We start from the raw sequence: 17,615 nt of genomic DNA on the forward strand, positions 1-17,615 counted from the left end.
TCAGAGCGTCAACCGGGCCAGCCGGCCGGCGCCGTCGGCGAGCAGCTCGTCGGCCAGCCGGGTGCCGAGGTCCCGGGCGGCGTCGACGGTGCGATGCGCCGTGCTGCCGCCGCGGCGCATCACCTGGCTGCCGTCCGGGTCGGCCACGACCACGTCGAGCACCAGCTCGTCGCCCCGGAGCCGCCCGTAGGTGCCGACGGGGGCGGCGCAGCCGGCCTCGAGGCGGGTCAGCAGCGCCCGCTCGGCGGTCACGGCGAGCCGCGTCTCCAGGTGGTCCACCGCGGCCAGGCCGATGGCGAGCGGGGCGTCCCCGGCGGCGTCCTCGGCCCGGCACTCCAGGGCCAGGGCGCCCTGGCCCGGTGCCGGGAGCATCACGGACGGGTCGATCAGCTCGGTGATCGCGTCCTGCCGGCCCAGCCGGTGCAGCCCCGAGGCGGCGAGGACCACGGCGTCGAGGTCGCCGGGGGCCACGCGCGCCAGGCGGGTGCCGACGTTGCCGCGGATGTCCACGATCTCCAGGTCCGGGCGGGCGGCGCGCACCTGCGCCGCCCGCCGCGGGGAGCCGGTGCCGACCTTCGCGCCGGCCGGCAGCTGCGCCAGGGTGAGCCCGTCGCGGGCGCACAGGGCGTCGCGGGGGTCCTCCCGCTCCGGCACCGCGGCCACCTCGAGACCCGGCACGGGGGCGGTGGGCAGGTCCTTGAGCGAGTGCACGGCCAGGTCCACCGAGCCGGCCAGCAGCGCCGCGCGCAGGGCCGTGGCGAAGACCCCGGTGCCGCCCATCTGGGAGAGCGGGCCGGTCAGGACGTCACCCTCCGTGCGGATCGTGACGAGCTCCGGTTCGAGGCCGCCCGCGGCCGCCACGGCGCGCGCCGCCGTGCCGGTCTGGGTCAGGGCCAGCTGGGAGCCGCGGGTGCCGACCCGGAGGACGGGCCGGTCCGGGGCGGTCTCGGCCGTCACGCGTACCGCACCTCCCCCGACTCGTCGAGATCCACGGGGATCGGGTCGCCCTCGGGCCGCTGGGCGATGGTCGGGCGCGGCCCGGCGGCACCCCGGAGCACCTTGACGCAGCAGTCCGGGGCGCAGTCGTCGAACCACGTGCCCTGGGCGCACGCGGAGACCCTCGGCGGTGCGGTGCGGCCGGCGACCCGCTGCTCGACGAGGTCGGCCAGCCCGGACACGAAGGCCGGGTGCGTGCCGGCGGTGGGGGTGCGGACGGCCGGCAGGCCCAGCCGCTCGCAGGTCTCGAGGGCCTCGGTGTCGAGGTCCCACTTGACCTCCATGTGGTCGGAGACGAAGCCCAGCGGCACCAGCACCGCGCCGGCGACCCCGCGCGCGGCGACCTCCTCGAGGGCGTCGTTGACGTCCGGCTCGAGCCACGGCACCTGCGGGGGTCCGGAGCGGGACTGGTAGACGAGGTCCCAGGTGTGGTCCCCCAGCTCCTCCGGCCCGACGCGCTCGAGCACGGTCCGGGCGACGGCGAGGTGCTGCGCCACGTAGGCGGAGTTCTCCTCGAAGTCCATCCGCGCCGGCCCGGACGCCTCCGCGTCGGTGGTCGGGATGGAATGGGTGCAGAACAGGATGGCGATCCGCCCGCCCTCGGCGCCCAGCCGGCCCCGGACCTGCGCGAGGCCGTCCCGGAGGCCCTCGACGAAGGGCTGCACGAAGCCCTCGGAGTCGTAGTACTGGTGCACCTTGTCGATGTGCATCTCGTCCCGCAGGCCGAGCTCCTCGAGCGCGACGCCGTAGTCCTCGCGGTACTGCCGGCACCCGGAGTAGCTGGAGTACGCGCTGGTGGCCAGCACCAGCAGCCGGCGCATGCCCCGGGCGTGGCACTCCCGCACCACGTCGGCCACGTAGGGGGCCCAGTTGCGGTTGGCCCAGAGCACGGGCACGTGCATCCCCCGGCCCAGCAGCTCCGCCTCGAGGGCGGAGCGCAGCGCGCGGTTCTGCGCGTTGATGGGGCTGACGCCGCCGTTGGCCCGGTAGTGGGTGGCGACCTCCTCGAGCCGCTCGTCGGGGATGCCGCGGCCCTTCGTGACGTTGCGCAGGAAGGGCAGGACGTCGTCCTGGCCCTCGGGGCCGCCGAAGGAGGAGAGGATGACGGCGTCGTAGTCCTCGGGCGGGTGGGCCCGGGCGCGGGACAGGTCGTTCTCGGCGGTCATCGCAGCACCTCCGCGATCTCCTCGGTGCCGATCCGGCGACCGGTGTAGAAGGGCGTCTCCTCGCGCACGTGCAGCCGGGCCTCCGTGTTGCGGAAGGCCCGCATCACGTCCACGAGGTCCACGAGCTCGGGCGCCTCCAGGGCCAGCAGCCACTCGAAGTCGTTGAGCCCGAAGCAGGCGATGGTGTTGGCCAGCACCTGGGGGTAGTCCCGGGCGGCCATGCCGTGGTTGCGCAGCATCTCGCCGCGGCGCTGGGGGTTCATGTAGTACCACTCGTAGGAGCGCACGAACGGGTAGACGCACACCCACTGCTCGGCCGGGACCCCCCGGGCGAAGGACGGGGAGTGGTTGCGGGTGAACTCGGCGTCCCGGTGGACGCCCATCGCGTTCCAGACCTGGGCGGTGCCCGCCAGCAGGCCCGTGCGGCGCAGCCGGCGGACCGCCGCCTGCAGGGCCTGCGGGTCCTCCCCGTGCAGCCAGGTCAGGACGTCGGCGTCCTCGCGCATCCCGGAGACGTCGTAGACCCCGCGCAGCGTCACGCCCTCGGCGGCCAGCTGCTCGACGACGCCGTCGAACTCCGCGGCGGACCCGTCGGGACCGACGGAGGCGCCGGAGGGCCCGGCGGGCCGGGCGAACACGGTCCAGACGGCCCAGTGGAGCCGCTCCGCGCCCCCGTCCTGCGCCTGGTCGGGCTCGGCGGCGGGACGGCCGTCGTGCGGCTGCGGCCTGGTGTCGTGGCTCAAGGATCAGTCCTTTCGTCGGGTGGGGTCGGGGTCGGTCCGGGCCGGCCCGGGCGGCGCGGCGGCCTCCGGGACGCCGGCCTCGGCGAGCAGCGCGCGGACCTGGGAGCGGGTGTCGGCGACGACGGAGGCGAGTCCCGTGCCGGCCAGCCAGCCGCCGACGGCGACGGCGTCGGGCAGCTGCGCCAGCGCCCGGCGGAACTCCGTCACGCGGCGGACGTGGCCGACCCCCGCGCGGGGCAGGGCCGAGCGCCAGCGCACGATGTCCGCGCCGACCAGCTGCGCGGGGCGCAGGGGCACCCCCATCAGGGTCGAGGCGTCGGACAGCGCCAGCCGGATCAGCTGCTCGTCGGGCAGGGCGACCTCCGGGGGCACCGCGGAGGCGTCGGGCTGGGCGCGGCCGTAGGACAGGCGCAGCACGTGCCGGCCCGGGCCGGCGGCCTCCCGCAGCCAGTCCCACTTGGCGGTGGCGTGGGTCAGGGCCTTGGCGCGCACCGCGCGGGCGTCCTCGCTGACGAGCAGGCCCGTGCCCCGGGGCGCGCCGTCCAGGCGCGGCTCGTCCACCACGAGGGTGGCGAGGGCCACCTGGGGGCCCGGTTCCGGGGTGAACCGCTGGAGCTCGTGGCGGTGCCCGGACAGGAGCCGGACGGCGGTCGCGCCGCCCGTGGCCACGACCAGCAGCTCGCCGCGGGCCACCGCGGTCTTCTCGCCGCGGCGGGGCTGGCGCTGGATGACCATCCAGCCCTCCCGCCGGGGGTCGCGGTCCAGGGCGATGACGTCGTAGTCGGTGACCAGCTTCACGCCCGCGCGCTCGAGCTCGCGCACGAGCGCCTCGGACAGGGCGTTCATCCCGCCGCGCAGCCCGGCCACGTTCGCCCCTGCGGGCGCGGCGCGGCGCAGGGCCCCCGCCGCGGCGCCGAGGGAGCCGTGCTCGCGCAGGGCCCGGCGCAGGCCGGGGGCCACGGCGTCGACGTCGAGGTCGTCGGGGTGGGCGGAGTGCACGCCCGTGGTGAACGGGGCGACGAGGCGCTCCAGCACCCGCTCCCCCATCCGCACCCGGACGAGACCGCCCAGGGAGCGCTCGGTCATGCCGACGAAGGCGGGCAGCCGGCGGTCGAGGCCGGCCCGGACCAGGCCGGCGCGGCCGAGGGCGGCCCGCAGCCGCGGGGCGGTCGGGTCGGCGGGGATGCCCAGGATCCCGGAGTCGGGCGCCGGGACCGCGCCCTCGGGCAGGAACAGCCAGGAGCCGCCCCGGCGGGGCTGCACCACGCGGTCGCCGAGTCCCAGCTCCTCCAGGAGGTCGGGCACCGCCCGGGAGCGCGTCGCGAAGGACTCCGCGCCGGAGTCCATGACGAGACCGGCCACCTGGTGGGCGCCGACGGCGCCGCCCAGGTGGTCCTCCGCCTCGACCAGCGTGACGCGCAGCCCCCGCGCGGCGAGGTCGTGGGCGGCCACGAGGCCGGAGACGCCCCCGCCGACCACCAGGGCGGAGCGCGGCGGAGCCGTCCGTCCGGCAGGCCGGGGGCTCACGGGGTGCCCCCGCGCGGGACCCGCTCCACCGGCTGGTCGTGGACGAAGCCCACGAGATCGGTCAGCACCTGGGGATCGGTCCCGGGCGGGACGCCGTGGCCGAGGTTCACGACGTGGCCGGGCGCCCGGTCCCCGCCGCGCAGCACCTCGCGCACGTGCTCGGTCAGCACCGGCCACGGGGCCGAGAGCAGGGCGGGGTCGATGTTGCCCTGGAGCACCGTGCGGCCGCCGAGCCGGCGGTTGGCCTCCTCGAGGGGCAGCCGGTAGTCGACCCCGACGGCGTCCGCCCCGGCGTCGCGCATGGCCGCGAGCAGCTCGCCGGTGCCGGTCCCGAAGTGGACGCGGGGCACGGCGAGGTCGGCGACGGCACCGAGCGCGGCCGTCGAGTGCTCCAGCACGTGCGTCCGGTAGTCGGCCAGCGAGAGGGATCCCGCCCAGGAGTCGAACAGCTGCACGGCCGAGGCGCCCGCCTCGACCTGGGCGCGCAGGAACGCCCCGGAGGTCCGGGCCGCCCACTCGGCCAGCGCCCGCCACGCGGCGGGGTCGGCGTGCATCATCGTGCGCGGCAGGAGGTGGTCCCGGGAGGGCCCACCCTCCACCATGTAGGCGGCCACCGTGAAGGGGGCGCCGGCGAAGCCGATCAGCGGGGTGGCGCCGAGCTCCGCGACGGTGCGGGCGACGGCCTCCCGGACGGGGTCCAGGGCGGCGTCCGCCAGCTCCGGGAGCGCGGCGACGTCCGCGGCGGTGCGGACCGGGTGCTCCAGGACGGGACCGCGGCCCGGGACGATCTCGACGTCCACGCCGGCCACGCGCATGGGCACGACGATGTCGGAGAAGAAGATGGCGGCGTCCACGTCGTGCCGGCGCACCGGCTGGAGCGTGATCTCGGCGGCCATCGCCGGGTCGAGGCAGGCGTCGAGCATGGCGGTGCCCTGGCGCAGGCTGCGGTACTCCGGCAGCGAGCGGCCGGCCTGCCGCATGAACCACACCGGGCGGCGGTCGGGCGTGCGGCCGGTGAGCGCCTGCAGCAGCGGCGCGTCCATCGTCCCGGCGGCGCGCAGCGGGTGGCGCTCCGGCAGCGCCCCGAGCGATCCGGTCAGGCGGTCGAACGCCGTCGTGGGGTGGGTGCCGCCCGTGGGATGCCCGGGAACGGCTGCGGTCGACGTGTCCGGCGTGCTCGCCGTCTCAGGGGTGGTAGGCATAGTGCCTCCATTGTGCCAAGGAACACCGACGTCGTTTACCGACGCAGCGTCACCGCCGGGGGTGAGCGGCCTCTCACGCGTCACCGAGGCACGCAATGGCGGTGACCGTCTAGTATGAATGGACTGTGGTCCTCTTCGCACTCGTCGCCTCCCACCAGAACGTCGATCTGAACACCGTTGCGCGTCTCAGCACCGGTGCCCTCGGCCTGTCCGAGGAGATGGTCGGGTCCGGCCGGCTCCGGGGGGCCGTGACCCTGTCCACGTGCAACCGGCTGGAGCTCTACGGCGAGCTCGCCCCCGCGCCGGGCGCCGCCCCGCGGGCCGCCCTGGACGAGGTCCTCGCGGAACTCGCCGAGCAGATCGGCTCCCGCGCCGGACTCGACCCGGAGTTCGTCACCGGCTCGCTGCGGGTCTTCACCGACTCGGGCGCCGCCCGGCACCTCTTCACGGTGGTCTCGGGGCTGGAGTCCGCCGTCGTGGGCGAGCGCGAGATCACCGGGCAGGTCCGGCGGGCGCTCAACGACGCACAGCAGGCGGGAACCGTCTCCGGCCGGCTCCTGCGCCTGTTCGAGGCGGCCGCGCGCACGGCGCGGAAGGTCGGCACGCAGACCGCGCTGGGCGAGCGGGGCCGTTCGATCGTCTCCGTGGCCCTGGACCTCGCCGACGACGTCACGGCCGGCACCTGGGCCTCGCGCCGGGCCCTCGTGTTCGGCACCGGCGCCTACGCCGGGGCGACCATGGCCGCCCTGCGCGACCGCGGCTGCGCCGACATCGAGGTGTTCTCCGCCTCCGGGCGCGCCGAGCAGTTCACCCAGAACCGCGGCGGGACCCCGGTGGAGCCCGCGGGGCTGCCGGCCGCCCTGGAGCGCGCCGACGTGGTGATCGGCTGCAGCGGCGGCTCCTCCCCCATGAGCGCGTCCGCGCTCCCCGCCGGACCGCGCACCGTCGTCGACCTGGCGCTCACCCGCGACTTCGACCCGGCCGTGGCGGACCTGCCGGGCGTGGACCTGATCACCCTCGAGTCGGTGCGCCTGGCCGCTCCCGAGGAGACCCGGGAGTCGGTCGAGGCCGCGACGGGGATCGTGGAGCACGCCGCCCAGGAGTTCGCCGCGAGCCAGGACGGACGGGACATGGACGCCGCGATCGTCGCGCTGCGCCGGCACACCATGGCCGTGCTCGACGCCGAGCTCGAGAAGGTCACGTCCCACCACGGCTGCACGGCCGCGAAGGAGCAGATCGAGCTGGCGATGCGCCGCATGGTCCGCTCCCTGCTGCACACCCCGACCGTGCGCGCCCGGGAGCTCGCCGCGCAGGGCCGGCAGGACGAGTACATCACCGGGCTGGAGGCCCTGTACGGCATCGAGGTCCCCGCGGCCCCGGCCGAGCGGACCGCGCCCCCGGCCCCCGCTCCGGCCGCGGAGATCGACCACCGTCCGAAGGCGGCAGGGTAGGGCAGCATTTCGTGCGGTCGGCTCCGCCGGCCGGTTGAGGAGGAACGGTTCATGACTGAGACCAGGAGAGGCCGCCCCGCGCGCCTGCCGCGGGAGGCGCGCCGCCGGCAGCTGCTGGAGACGGCGCTGACCGTGTTCTCCTCCAACGGCTACCACGGGTCGTCGATGGACGACATCGCGGACGCCGCCCAGGTGAGCAAGCCCGTGCTGTACCAGCACTTCCCCGGCAAGCGCGAGCTCTACCTGGCGCTCGTCGACTACTACCTCCAGGAGCTCTCGGAGGCCCTCGTCGCCGCGCTGCGGGGCAGCGAGGTCAACCGCGAGCGGGTGGAGTCCATGCTGGACGTCTACTTCGGCTTCGTGGAGGCCAACCCGGAGGCCCACCGGCTGATCTTCGAGTCGGACCTGCTCGCGGACCCCGAGGTCGCCGAACGGTTCGAGAGCTTCCACCTGACCGTGGCCGACGCGATCGCCACGGTGCTCGGGCCCAACGCGGGGCTCAGCCACCCGCACGCGGTGCTCGTCTCCCGGTCCCTGACGGGCATGGCGCAGACCGCGGCGGTGCACTGGATCCGCAACCCGGGCACCGGCGGGCGCGCCGAGGCCCAGCGGCAGATCTTCCGTTTAGCTTGGGGCGGAATCTCGGTGATCGACGAGGACTGGGAGTAGGCCCCTCCCTAGACTGACCGGGACGCACCCGCAGCCCCGCTTTCGAGGAGGACCCATGGAGATCAAGATCGGTGTTCAGCACGTCGCGAGGGAGATCGTCGTCGACTCCGCGCTCGAGGCGCAGGAGGCCGTCGAGCGGATCACCGCGGCCATCTCCTCCGGGACCCCGCTGACGCTCACGGACGCCAAGGGCAACGTGACCGTCGTCCCCGCGAACGTCATCGGCTACGCCGCCGTCGGCGCCGAGCAGAAGCGGCCCGTGGGGTTCATGCCCTTCACGAAGGACGACTGAGCGCCCTCCCGCCGAGCACGGCGGACCCCGGCCCGGCGACCGCACGGAGTGTGCGCGGTCGTCGGGCTACACTGTTAAGCGCACTGGATGACCGGTCGTACCCGCGATCCCACGAACGACAGACACCTTCTCGCCCCCGCTCCCGGCGACCAGGCCCCCCACGGCGGCCGCGCACGGGACCGGAGCCGGGCCCCACGATCCCGTGGCGCGCCCGGTCGGGGCGGCGCACGCTCGCGATCGGCTTCCACCCACCGCACGCCCCCGGCGGCCGCCACCACGGCCGCCCGAGGCCGGACCCCGGTCCGCGCCCCTGGCGCGGGCGTGCCCGAACGAAGGAACCCGCATCGTGACCGACCACATCACCGACACCGCCCCCGAGGACCTCACGCCCAGCGAGGCGACGCCGGTCGGCACCCCCGACGTCGTCGTGGAGACCGACGAGCACCCCCAGCCGCTGCCGCAGGGCTTCGGCGAGTTCGGGGTGCGCCAGGACATCGTGGACTCCCTCGCCGCCGAGGGCATCGTCCACCCCTTCCCCATCCAGGCCATGACCCTGCCGGTGGCCCTGTCCGGGCAGGACATCATCGGCCAGGCGAAGACCGGCACGGGCAAGACCCTGGGCTTCGGCATCCCCGTGGTGCAGCGCGTCGTGGGCCGCGGCGACGCCGGCTGGGAGCAGCTGAAGAAGCCGGGCGCCCCCCAGGCCCTCATCGTGGTGCCCACGCGCGAGCTGGCCGTCCAGGTCGGCCAGGACCTCTCGACCGCCGCGCGGACCCGGGACGCCCGGGTCGCCACGATCTACGGCGGCCGGGCCTACGAGCCCCAGATCGAGGAGCTCCAGCGCGGCGTCGAGGTGGTCGTGGGCACCCCGGGCCGGCTCATCGACCTCAACCGGCAGCGCCACCTCGACCTCTCCGCGGTGCGCGCCGTGGTCCTCGACGAGGCCGACGAGATGCTGGACCTGGGCTTCCTGCCCGACGTCGAGAAGCTGCTCGCGGCGGTGCCCGAGGTCCGCCAGACCATGCTCTTCTCCGCGACGATGCCCGGCCCCGTGGTGGCCATGGCCCGGCGCTACATGACCAAGCCCATGCACATCCGGGCCGCCGCGCCGGACGAGGGCGCCACCAAGAAGGACATCCGCCAGGTCGTCTACCGGGCCCACCAGCTCGACAAGGACGAGGTCGTCGCCCGGATCCTGCAGGCCGAGGGCCGCGGGCGCACCATCGTCTTCACGAAGACCAAGCGCGCCGCCGCCAAGCTGGCGGACGAGCTGATCTCCCGCGGCTTCGCCGCCGCCCCGCTGCACGGCGACCTCGGGCAGGGGGCGCGCGAGCAGGCCCTGCGGGCCTTCCGCAACAACAAGGTCGACGTGCTCGTGGCCACCGACGTCGCCGCCCGCGGCATCGACGTCGAGGACGTCACCCACGTGATCAACTTCCAGTGCCCCGAGGACGAGAAGACCTACCTGCACCGCACGGGGCGCACCGGGCGCGCCGGCAACAAGGGCACCGCCGTCACGTTCGTGGACTGGGACGACGTGCCCCGCTGGCGGCTCATCGACAAGGCCCTCGAGCTGGGCATCCCCGAACCGCGGGAGACCTACTCCTCCTCGGAGCACCTGTACGAGGACCTGGGCATCCCGAAGGGCACCAAGGGCCGGCTGCCCCGCTCCAAGCGCACCCACGCCGGGCTGGAGGCCGAGGTGCTCGAGGACCTCGGCGAGCCCGGCGGGCGCAAGGCCGGCCCCCGCGGCGAGGGCCGGGGCGGGCGCTCCCGCGACCGCGACGCGAACCGCTCCGGCGGCGGCTCCCGCCGGGGCCAGGACCGGGACCAGGAGCGCCGCGAGGACCGCGGCGAGCGCCGGAGCCGCCGGGAGGCGACCCCGGCGACGGACGAGCCGCGCGGGGAGGCCCGGGAGACCTCCCGGGAGACCTCGGTGGAGCGCACCTCCGACGGCACCACCCGCCGGCGCCGGCGCCGCCGCGGCGGCCAGGGCGGCGGCGAGGCCCAGCGGGCGCAGAGCGGCACCGCCGCCGAGTGATCCCCTTCGTCTTCGACGCCGAGGGCCCCGACGCGGTGGTCGCCGCGGAGAACCTGGATCTCCTGCGGCGGCTGCCCGGCGGGGCCTTCCGCATGATCTACGTGGACCCGCCCTTCAACACGGGCCGCACCCAGCGCCGGCGCGCCTCCAGCATGACCCCCGCCGCGGACGGGGAGGGCGACCGGACCGGCTTCGCCGGGCGCTCCTACACGACGGTGCTGGGCGAGCTGCGCAGCTACGACGACGCGTTCGCCGACTACTGGGGCTTCCTGGAGCCCCGGCTGCGGGAGGCGTGGCGGGTGCTGGCCGACGACGGGACGCTGTACCTGCACCTGGACTACCGGGAGGTGCACTACGCCAAGGTCATGCTGGACACGATCTTCGGCCGGGAGTGCTTCCTCAACGAGATCATCTGGGCCTACGACTACGGCGGGCGCTCCCGCCGCCGGTGGCCGGCCAAGCACGACAACGTCCTGGTCTACGTCAAGGACCCGGAGCGCTACCTGTTCGACAGCACGGAGGTGGACCGGGAGCCGTACATGGCCCCGGGGCTGGTGACCCCCGAGAAGGTGGAGCGGGGGAAGCTGCCCACGGACGTGTGGTGGCACACCATCGTCTCCCCCACCGGGCGGGAGAAGACCGGCTACCCCACCCAGAAGCCCGTGGGCCTGGTGCGGCGGATGGTCGCGGCCAGCTCCGCCCGCGGGGACTGGGTGCTGGACTTCTTCGCCGGCTCCGGGACCCTCGGGGCCGCCGCCCAGCAGCTGGGCCGGCGGTTCGTGTGCGTGGACCGCAACCCGGAGGCGGTCGAGGTCATGCGGGCCCGCCTGCCGCACGCCGCCGTGCGCGGCTGAGCCGGCCGGCTCAGGGGTAGCGGACGACCACCCCGGAGGTGGCCTGCTCCTCGATCCGCACGAGCGACTGCACCGACGTCAGGTTCTCCCCGAGGCGGTTGGGCTTGCCGGTGCCGTGGTAGTCGCTCGAGCCCGTCACCAGCAGGTCGTGCTCGGAGGCCATCTGCACCAGGCGCGCCCGGGCGTCGTCCGGGTTGTCCCGGTGGGCGACCTCCAGCCCGGCCAGGCCGGCGTCGATCATGGCCTCGAAGACCTCGGGGCCGACCACCCGGCCGCGGGCGGCCGCCAGCGGGTGCGCGAACACCGGGACCCCGCCGGCGGCGCGCACCAGGCGCACCGCCCGCACCGGGTCCGGGGCGTAGTGCGGGACGTAGTAGCGGGAGCGGCTGTGCAGCACCGAGGCGAAGGCGGCGCTGCGGTCCTCCACGACCCCGGCGGTGACCAGGGCGTCGGCGATGTGCGGGCGGCCCACCGTGGCGTCCTCGTGGACGTGGTCCAGGACCACGTCCCAGTCGATGGGGTAGTCCTCCGAGAGCAGCTCCACCATGCGCTGGGCCCGGGTGCGCCGGGAGCCGCGGGAGGACTCGACCTCGGCCAGCAGCGCCGGGTCCGCGGGATCGTGCAGGTAGCTCAGCAGGTGCACGGAGATCCCGGTGTCCGTGGTGCAGGAGATCTCCATGCCGGGCACGAAGGCGACCCCGAGGGCCACCGCCGCGTCCCCGGCCTCCCGCCACCCGGACGTGGTGTCGTGGTCGGTCAGCGCGAAGACGTCCAGCCCCGCCGCGTGGGCGGCGCGGGCGACGTCCGCCGGGCGCTCCGTGCCGTCGGATTCCGCCGAGTGGGTGTGCAGGTCGATCTTCACCCCTCCACGATACCGGTCCCGGCGGGGACGGCCGGCGGCCCGCCGTGGCACGATGAGACGGACGAGACGAGGAAAGGAACCATGACAGAGCACAGCAGCACACCCCAGGACGCCGACCAGCCGCTCTCCGACCGGGTCGAGAACCGGTCGCAGCGGCCCGACTCCCCCGCCTTCCAGCAGTTCATGGCCTCCCAGTGGGCCGACGCGGAGCCGGCCGAGACCCGGCGGGAGCCGGTGGCCGACTTCGCGGCCCGGCGCCGCCGGCGGCTCTCCGAGCGGTTCCCGGGCGAGCGGCTCGTGCTGCCCGCCGGGCCGCTGAAGGTCCGCTCCAACGACACGGACTACCGCTTCCGCCCGCACTCCGCCTTCGCCCACCTCACGGGCCTGGGGGTGGACCACGAGCCGGACGCCGTCCTGGTGCTCGAGCCCGTGGAGGAGGGCCGCGGCGACGACGGCGGCGGGCACGAGGCCACCCTGTACTTCCACCCGATGGCCGGGCGCGACTCCAAGGAGTTCTACGCGGACGCCAAGAACGGCGAGTTCTGGGTGGGACCCCGCCCGACCCTGGAGGAGCTGGGCACCGCCTACGGGCTGCGCACCCGGGACCTGGGCGGGCTCGAGGACGCCGTCACCAAGAACGCGGGACCGGCGGCCCTGGGCGGGCTGCGGATCCGCCTGGTGCGCGAGGTCGACCTCAACGTGGACGCCCTGGTCGACACCTCCCGGATCAACACCGGCGTGGAGCTGGAGAGCTCGGACGCCCTCGACGGCGAGCTCACCGAGGCGCTCTCCGAGCTGCGCCTCGTCAAGGACGAACACGAGGTCGAGCAGCTGCGCGAGGCCGTGCACGCGACGATCGCCGGCTTCACCGACATCGTGCACGTGCTCCCCGCGGCCGCCGGCCACCGCCACCGCGGCGAGCGCATGGTCGAGGGCGCGTTCTTCGCCCGTGCCCGGACCGACGGCAACGACCTCGGCTACGACACCATCGCGGCGTGCGGCAACAACGCCACCGTCCTGCACTGGATCCGCAACACCGGCCGGGTGATCCCCGGGGAGCTCATCCTCGTGGACGCGGGGGTGGAGGCCGACTCGCTCTACACCGCCGACATCACCCGCACCCTGCCGGTGAACGGGCGCTACACCGACGTCCAGCGGCGGATCTACCAGGCGGTCCTCGACGCCGCCGACGCCGCCTTCGACGCCGCGGTGCCCGGCAACCGCTTCCGCGACGTGCACGCCGCGGCCATGGAGGTGCTCGCCCGCCGGCTGGAGAGCTGGGGGCTGCTCCCCGTGCCCGCGGAGGTCTCCCTGTCCGCGGAGGGCCAGCACCACCGGCGCTGGATGCCCCACGGCACCAGCCACCACCTGGGCCTGGACGTGCACGACTGCGCGCAGGCCAAGCGGGAGCTGTACGTGGACGGGGTGATCGAGCCCGGGATGGTGTTCACGATCGAGCCCGGCCTCTACTTCAAGGCCGAGGACCTCGCCGTGCCGGAGGAGTACCGGGGCATCGGCGTGCGAATCGAGGACGACGTCCTGATCACCGAGGACGGCAACGTCAACCTCTCCTCGGGGCTGCCGCGCACCCCGGACGAGGTGGAGGCCTGGATGACGGGCCTGTGGCACGCCCGGGAGGGTGTGGACCCGAGCTGAGCCGGCGCCCGCCGGCGGGCGGCAGGATCCGCCCCGCGGGAGGCGGCGCCCGCCCGTCAGCGGGAGGCGTCGGCCGACGTGCTCCCGCCGGCGGACGGCTCGCCCGGGCCGCCCTCCGGGGCGGCACCGTGCTCGGCCGGCCCGGCGTCGCGGCGGGCCGGCTCCCCGGCCGGGAGGCGGATGCCGTACTGGGGCCGCCCGTCGGGGAGGTCCTCGAAACCGGCGGAGCGCCCGGGCACCGGCTCCTCGGGCCGCGGCCCGGGGGCCGGACCCGCGGGACCCTGCTGCGCGGGGCCCTGCTGCCCGGGCGTCTGCGGCCCGGGGCCCTGACCGGCCGGGGCGCCGTAGGCGGGGCGCTGCCACGGGGCCCCCGGTGCGCCCGGCGGCTGCTGGCCGTGCGCGGGGCCCTGGCCGTGCGCCGGGCCCTGCGCGGGGCCGGGCCGGGCGGACCCGCCGAGCGGCAGGCTCTGCAGCCCGCGCAACCCCTGCAGCACCTGGCGGGCGCGCTGGGCCACCTCCGGGGCCGCCACGACGTCGTAGGAGGTGGCGACGATCTGGTTGGTGGAGGTGAAGTCCCGCTTGCCGCGCTGCATCGCGTAGGTCACCGTGGCCAGCAGCATCCAGAACGCCCCGCCGAGCAGCACCGACACCAGCAGGGAGGACACCCACTCGCCGCCGGCGAGCAGGGAGAGGATCATCCCGAGGAAGGCGCCGAAGACCATGCCGTTGAGCGCGCCCTGACCGGCGACCTTCGGGTAGCTCAGCCGGCCGGTGACCTGCTCCACGGACTTCAGGTCGTTGCCGACGATCGCGATCCGGTCCACCTCGAACTGCTCGTCCGCGAGGTGGTCCACGGCCTTCTGGGCGTCGGCGTAGGTGCCGTAGCGGCCGATCACCTCCCCGCGGGGCAGGCCGCGGACGGCGGGGCTGGCGGGGGGCAGGGACCGTGGCGTGCTCATGGCCCCATTCTCCCCCATCCCCGGCCTCTTCCGGGTCCTCCCCGGGGCCTGATCGGGCCCCGCGGACCCGGTGGGTAGTCTTGTACGGTGAGCAGCAACATCGACAAGATCTTCATCGCGCGCCTGATCGGCCTCGACGTGTTCGACCCCCTGGGGGACCGTCTGGGGCGGCTGCGCGACGTCGTCGTGCTGATGCGCGGGAGCTCCCGGTACGGGCGCTCCTCCCGCCGCCCGCTCGTGGTGGGTCTCGTGGTGGAGGTCCTCGGCAAGAAGCGCGTGTTCGTGCCCATGACCCGGGTGACCAGCATCGACGCGGACAAGATCATCAGCACGGGGCTCGTCAACCTGCGCCGCTTCGAGCAGCGCGGCGCGGAGACCCTGGCCGTCGGCGAGGTCTTCGACCGCACCGTGGTGCTGCGCGACGGCTCCGGGGAGGCCACGGTCGAGGACATGGCCATGGAGCGCAAGCGCAACACCGGCGACTGGCTGATCACCCAGCTCTTCGTCCGCCGCACCGGCACCGGCGGGGGCCTGATGCGCCGGCGCAACGAGACGCTGATCATCGACTGGGAGGACGCCGGGGACCCCTCCGCCGCGGGCCACCAGCCGGCCACCCAGTGGGTCGCCTCCCACGAGGAGCAGCAGCCCGCCGACCTCGCCGACGAGATCCACGACATGTCGGCCAAGCGCATGCTCGAGATCGCGCACGAGCTGCAGGACGACCGGCTCGCCGACGTCCTCGAGGAGCTCCCGGAGGAGGACCAGGTCTACATCCTCACCAACATGGCGCGGGACCGCGCGGCCACGGTGCTCGAGGAGATGGAGCCCGACGACGCCGCGGACCTGCTCAACGAGCTGCCCGACGCCCAGGCCGAGGAGCTGCTCGCCCTCATGCAGCCCGAGGACGCCGAGGACGTCCGGCGCCTGCTGGAGTACGAGGAGGGCACGGCCGGCTCGCTGATGACCCCCGTGCCGATCATCCTGCCGCCGGAGGCCACGGTCGCCGAGGCCCTCGCGCACATCCGGCAGGAGGAGCTCAGCCCCGCGGTCGCGGCGGCCGTGATCGTCTCCCGGCCGCCGCTGGAGACGCCCACCGGCAAGTACCTCGGCATGGTGCACACCCAGAAGCTGCTGCGCTACCCGCCGCCCGAGGCCGTGGGCAACCTCATCGACCGCTCGCTCGAGCCGGTCTCCGACCTCGCGTCCCTGCAGGACGTCGCCCGCGAGCTGGCGACCTACGACCTGACCATCATCCCCGTGGTCAACGACCACGACCGGGTGGTCGGGGCGATCACGATCGACGACGTCCTCGACGCCCTGCTGCCCGAGGACTGGCGCACCGCCGACGACGGCACCCCGATCCGGAAGGTGGGCAAGCGGTATGAGTGAGCGGGAGGCCCGGCGCGCCCGCGTCAACGCCCTGGACCAGCCCCGGGAGCACCGCCCCGGGCTGCTGGACCGGTTCCGGCCCAACCCGGACGCGTTCGGGAAGTGGACGGAGGGCTTCGCCCGCTTCATGGGCACGCCCCAGTTCCTGTTCTGGATGACGGTGCTGGTGGCGCTGTGGCTGGGCTGGAACACCCTCGCCCCGCGGGAGCTGCAGTTCGACTCCCGGGCCCTGAACTTCACGCTGCTGACGCTGATGCTCTCCCTGCAGGCCTCCTACGCCGCCCCGCTGCTGCTGCTGGCGCAGAACCGGCAGGACGACCGGGACCGGGTGACCCAGGAGGAGGACCGGCGCCGGGCCCAGCAGAACCTCGCCGACACCGAGTACCTGACCCGGGAGATCGCGTCGCTGCGGATCGCGCTGCGCGAGGTCGCCACCCGCGACTTCGTGCGCTCCGAGCTGCGCACGGTGCTCGAGGACCTGCTCGAGGCGCAGGAGGAGGCCCCGGACGCCGACGAGCCGGCCGCCCACCCGCGGAAGAGCCCCCGCCGCCGGAGCAGGAGCCTCGACCGACCCGCCGCCCCCGAGACCAGAGGAATCCCCCGTGTCTGACCCCCGTGCCGACGACGTCCTCGCCCCCGAGGACCTGCACCCCGCGCTGCGCAAGGCGCTGGACCGCGTGCTCGACCCCGAGCTGCGCCGGCCGGTGACCGAGCTGGGGATGATCCGCTCCGCCGCCCTCGACGACGCCGGCCGCGCCGCGGTGCACGTGCTGCTGACGATCAGCGGCTGCCCCCTGCGCTCGACCATCGAGCACGACGTCCGGGAGGCCGTGTCGACCGTGGAGGGGGTGCGCGCCGTGGCCGTGGAGGTCGGGGTGATGACGCCCGAGCAGCGCACCGCGCTCAAGGAGCGGGTGGGCCACACCCGGACCGTGCCCTTCAACGACCCGTCCTCCCTGACCCGGGTGCACGCCGTGACCAGCGGCAAGGGCGGGGTCGGCAAGTCGACCGTCACCGTGAACCTCGCCGCCGCGCTGGCCGCCCGGGGCCGGTCCGTGGGGATCGTGGACGCGGACGTCCACGGCTTCTCCGTCCCGGGGCTGCTGGGCATCGACCGGTCCCCCACCCAGGTGGGGGACATGATCCTGCCCCCGGTGGTGGAGGTCCCCGAGACGGCCCGGCAGGACACCGGCCGCGCCGGGGTGCTCAAGGTCATCTCGATCGGGATGTTCGTGGACCCGGACCAGCCGGTCGCCTGGCGCGGGCCGATGCTGCACCGGGCGGTCGAGCAGTTCCTCACGGACGTGCACTTCGGGGACCTGGACCACCTCTTCCTCGACCTCCCGCCGGGCACCGGGGACGTCGCGATCTCCGTGGCCCAGCTGCTGCCCACCGCCGAGGTGCTGGTCGTCTCCACCCCCCAGCAGGCCGCGGTGGAGGTCGCCGAGCGCTCCGGAGCGCTGGCCGTGCAGACCGGGCAGACGGTGGCCGGGGTGATCGAGAACATGGCCGGCATGCCCATGCCGGACGGCAGCGTGCTCGAGCTCTTCGGGGCCGGCGGCGGCGCCCGGATCGCGGAGTCGCTGACCCGCCGGCTCGGCTACGAGGTGCCGCTGCTCGGGGGCGTGCCCCTCGACGTCGCCCTCCGGGAGGGCGGGGACACGGGCCGGCCGGTGGTGTGGTCCGCCCCGGACTCGCCCGCGGCGGCGGCGCTGCGCTCGGTGGCCGACGTGCTGGGCTCCCGGCCGCTCGGGCTGGCCGGCCGGCCGCTGGGCCTCGGTCCCCGCTGACCGGTTCCCGCCGGCCGG

General features: G+C 75.2%; 16 protein-coding genes. 9 read left to right on the top strand and 7 right to left on the bottom strand.

Translation table 11 applies throughout. The features are described 5' to 3' along the window. From hemC to hemE, 5 genes are read right to left on the bottom strand one after another with little or no spacing between them, the layout of a single operon-like run. The gene (gene hemC, locus AYX06_RS04960; RefSeq protein ID WP_062734846.1) at positions 1–957 is read right to left on the bottom strand and encodes a hydroxymethylbilane synthase; all 957 of its coding nucleotides are present in this window, start codon (positions 955–957) and stop codon (positions 1–3) included. Then, positions 954–2,162: a ferrochelatase gene (locus AYX06_RS04965; RefSeq protein ID WP_062734847.1), complete on the bottom strand. Its 1,209-nt coding sequence runs from the start codon at positions 2,160–2,162 to the stop codon at positions 954–956. Before AYX06_RS04965 ends, hemC begins: the two co-directional genes overlap by 4 nt. Next, entirely contained in the window at positions 2,159–2,905 is a 747-nt protein-coding gene (gene hemQ, locus AYX06_RS04970; RefSeq protein WP_062734848.1) for a hydrogen peroxide-dependent heme synthase, read from the bottom strand. Before hemQ ends, AYX06_RS04965 begins: the two co-directional genes overlap by 4 nt. A gap of 3 nt (positions 2,906–2,908) precedes the next feature. Next, the gene (hemG, locus tag AYX06_RS04975; protein WP_062734849.1) at positions 2,909–4,432 is read right to left on the bottom strand and encodes a protoporphyrinogen oxidase; all 1,524 of its coding nucleotides are present in this window, start codon (positions 4,430–4,432) and stop codon (positions 2,909–2,911) included. Continuing rightward, positions 4,429–5,634: a uroporphyrinogen decarboxylase gene (gene hemE, locus AYX06_RS04980; RefSeq protein ID WP_062734850.1), complete on the bottom strand. Its 1,206-nt coding sequence runs from the start codon at positions 5,632–5,634 to the stop codon at positions 4,429–4,431. Before hemE ends, hemG begins: the two co-directional genes overlap by 4 nt. Positions 5,635–5,759: 125 nt before the next feature. Here hemE and AYX06_RS04985 point away from each other — a divergent pair, with 125 nt between their 5' ends. The 5 genes from AYX06_RS04985 to AYX06_RS05005 all read left to right on the top strand — a co-directional run bounded on the left by AYX06_RS04985 (position 5,760) and on the right by AYX06_RS05005 (position 10,941). Further along, entirely contained in the window at positions 5,760–7,085 is a 1,326-nt protein-coding gene (locus AYX06_RS04985) for a glutamyl-tRNA reductase (RefSeq protein WP_062734851.1), read from the top strand. A 51-nt stretch (positions 7,086–7,136) separates the two neighbouring features. Next, complete coding sequence (locus tag AYX06_RS04990) at positions 7,137–7,754, top strand: TetR/AcrR family transcriptional regulator (RefSeq protein ID WP_062734852.1); 618 nt, start codon at positions 7,137–7,139, stop codon at positions 7,752–7,754. A 55-nt stretch (positions 7,755–7,809) separates the two neighbouring features. Beyond that, positions 7,810–8,046, top strand: a complete 237-nt coding sequence (locus tag AYX06_RS04995; protein ID WP_062734853.1) for a DUF3107 domain-containing protein — start codon at positions 7,810–7,812, stop codon at positions 8,044–8,046. Positions 8,047–8,392: 346 nt separating this feature from the next. After that, positions 8,393–10,087 (top strand): DEAD/DEAH box helicase, encoded by a 1,695-nt coding sequence (locus AYX06_RS05000; RefSeq protein WP_147017292.1) that lies wholly within the window; start codon positions 8,393–8,395, stop codon positions 10,085–10,087. Continuing rightward, positions 10,084–10,941 carry a DNA-methyltransferase gene (locus AYX06_RS05005; protein WP_062734854.1) on the top strand — a complete coding sequence of 286 codons (858 nt, stop codon included), beginning with the start codon at positions 10,084–10,086 and terminating at the stop codon, positions 10,939–10,941. Before AYX06_RS05000 ends, AYX06_RS05005 begins: the two co-directional genes overlap by 4 nt. Positions 10,942–10,951: 10 nt before the next feature. Here the strand turns inward: AYX06_RS05005 and AYX06_RS05010 are convergent, their stop codons facing one another. Beyond that, the gene (locus AYX06_RS05010; protein WP_062734855.1) at positions 10,952–11,803 is read right to left on the bottom strand and encodes a PHP domain-containing protein; all 852 of its coding nucleotides are present in this window, start codon (positions 11,801–11,803) and stop codon (positions 10,952–10,954) included. An 81-nt stretch (positions 11,804–11,884) separates the two neighbouring features. Between AYX06_RS05010 and AYX06_RS05015 the strand changes: the two genes are divergently transcribed. Beyond that, positions 11,885–13,459, top strand: coding sequence for an aminopeptidase P family protein (locus AYX06_RS05015; protein WP_062734856.1), 1,575 nt, complete (start codon positions 11,885–11,887; stop codon positions 13,457–13,459). 56 nt (positions 13,460–13,515) lie between these two features. On the opposite strand, the gene AYX06_RS05020 is transcribed toward AYX06_RS05015, so the two are convergent. After that, the gene (locus AYX06_RS05020) at positions 13,516–14,418 is read right to left on the bottom strand and encodes a general stress protein (protein ID WP_084271458.1); all 903 of its coding nucleotides are present in this window, start codon (positions 14,416–14,418) and stop codon (positions 13,516–13,518) included. 87 nt (positions 14,419–14,505) lie between these two features. Here AYX06_RS05020 and AYX06_RS05025 point away from each other — a divergent pair, with 87 nt between their 5' ends. From AYX06_RS05025 to AYX06_RS05035, 3 genes are read left to right on the top strand one after another with little or no spacing between them, the layout of a single operon-like run. Beyond that, complete coding sequence (locus tag AYX06_RS05025) at positions 14,506–15,807, top strand: magnesium transporter MgtE N-terminal domain-containing protein (protein WP_062734857.1); 1,302 nt, start codon at positions 14,506–14,508, stop codon at positions 15,805–15,807. After that, on the top strand, positions 15,800–16,417 hold the full coding sequence (locus AYX06_RS05030) for a DUF1003 domain-containing protein (RefSeq protein ID WP_062734858.1): 618 nt from the start codon (positions 15,800–15,802) through the stop codon (positions 16,415–16,417). The genes AYX06_RS05025 and AYX06_RS05030 overlap by 8 nt, the downstream gene beginning before the upstream one ends. After that, positions 16,410–17,597 carry an Mrp/NBP35 family ATP-binding protein gene (locus AYX06_RS05035; protein WP_084271459.1) on the top strand — a complete coding sequence of 396 codons (1,188 nt, stop codon included), beginning with the start codon at positions 16,410–16,412 and terminating at the stop codon, positions 17,595–17,597. Before AYX06_RS05030 ends, AYX06_RS05035 begins: the two co-directional genes overlap by 8 nt. The last annotated feature ends 18 nt before the right edge of the window (positions 17,598–17,615 follow it).

It is taken from the genome of Kocuria turfanensis (genome assembly GCF_001580365.1).
GTDB lineage: Bacteria > Actinomycetota > Actinomycetes > Actinomycetales > Micrococcaceae > Kocuria > Kocuria turfanensis.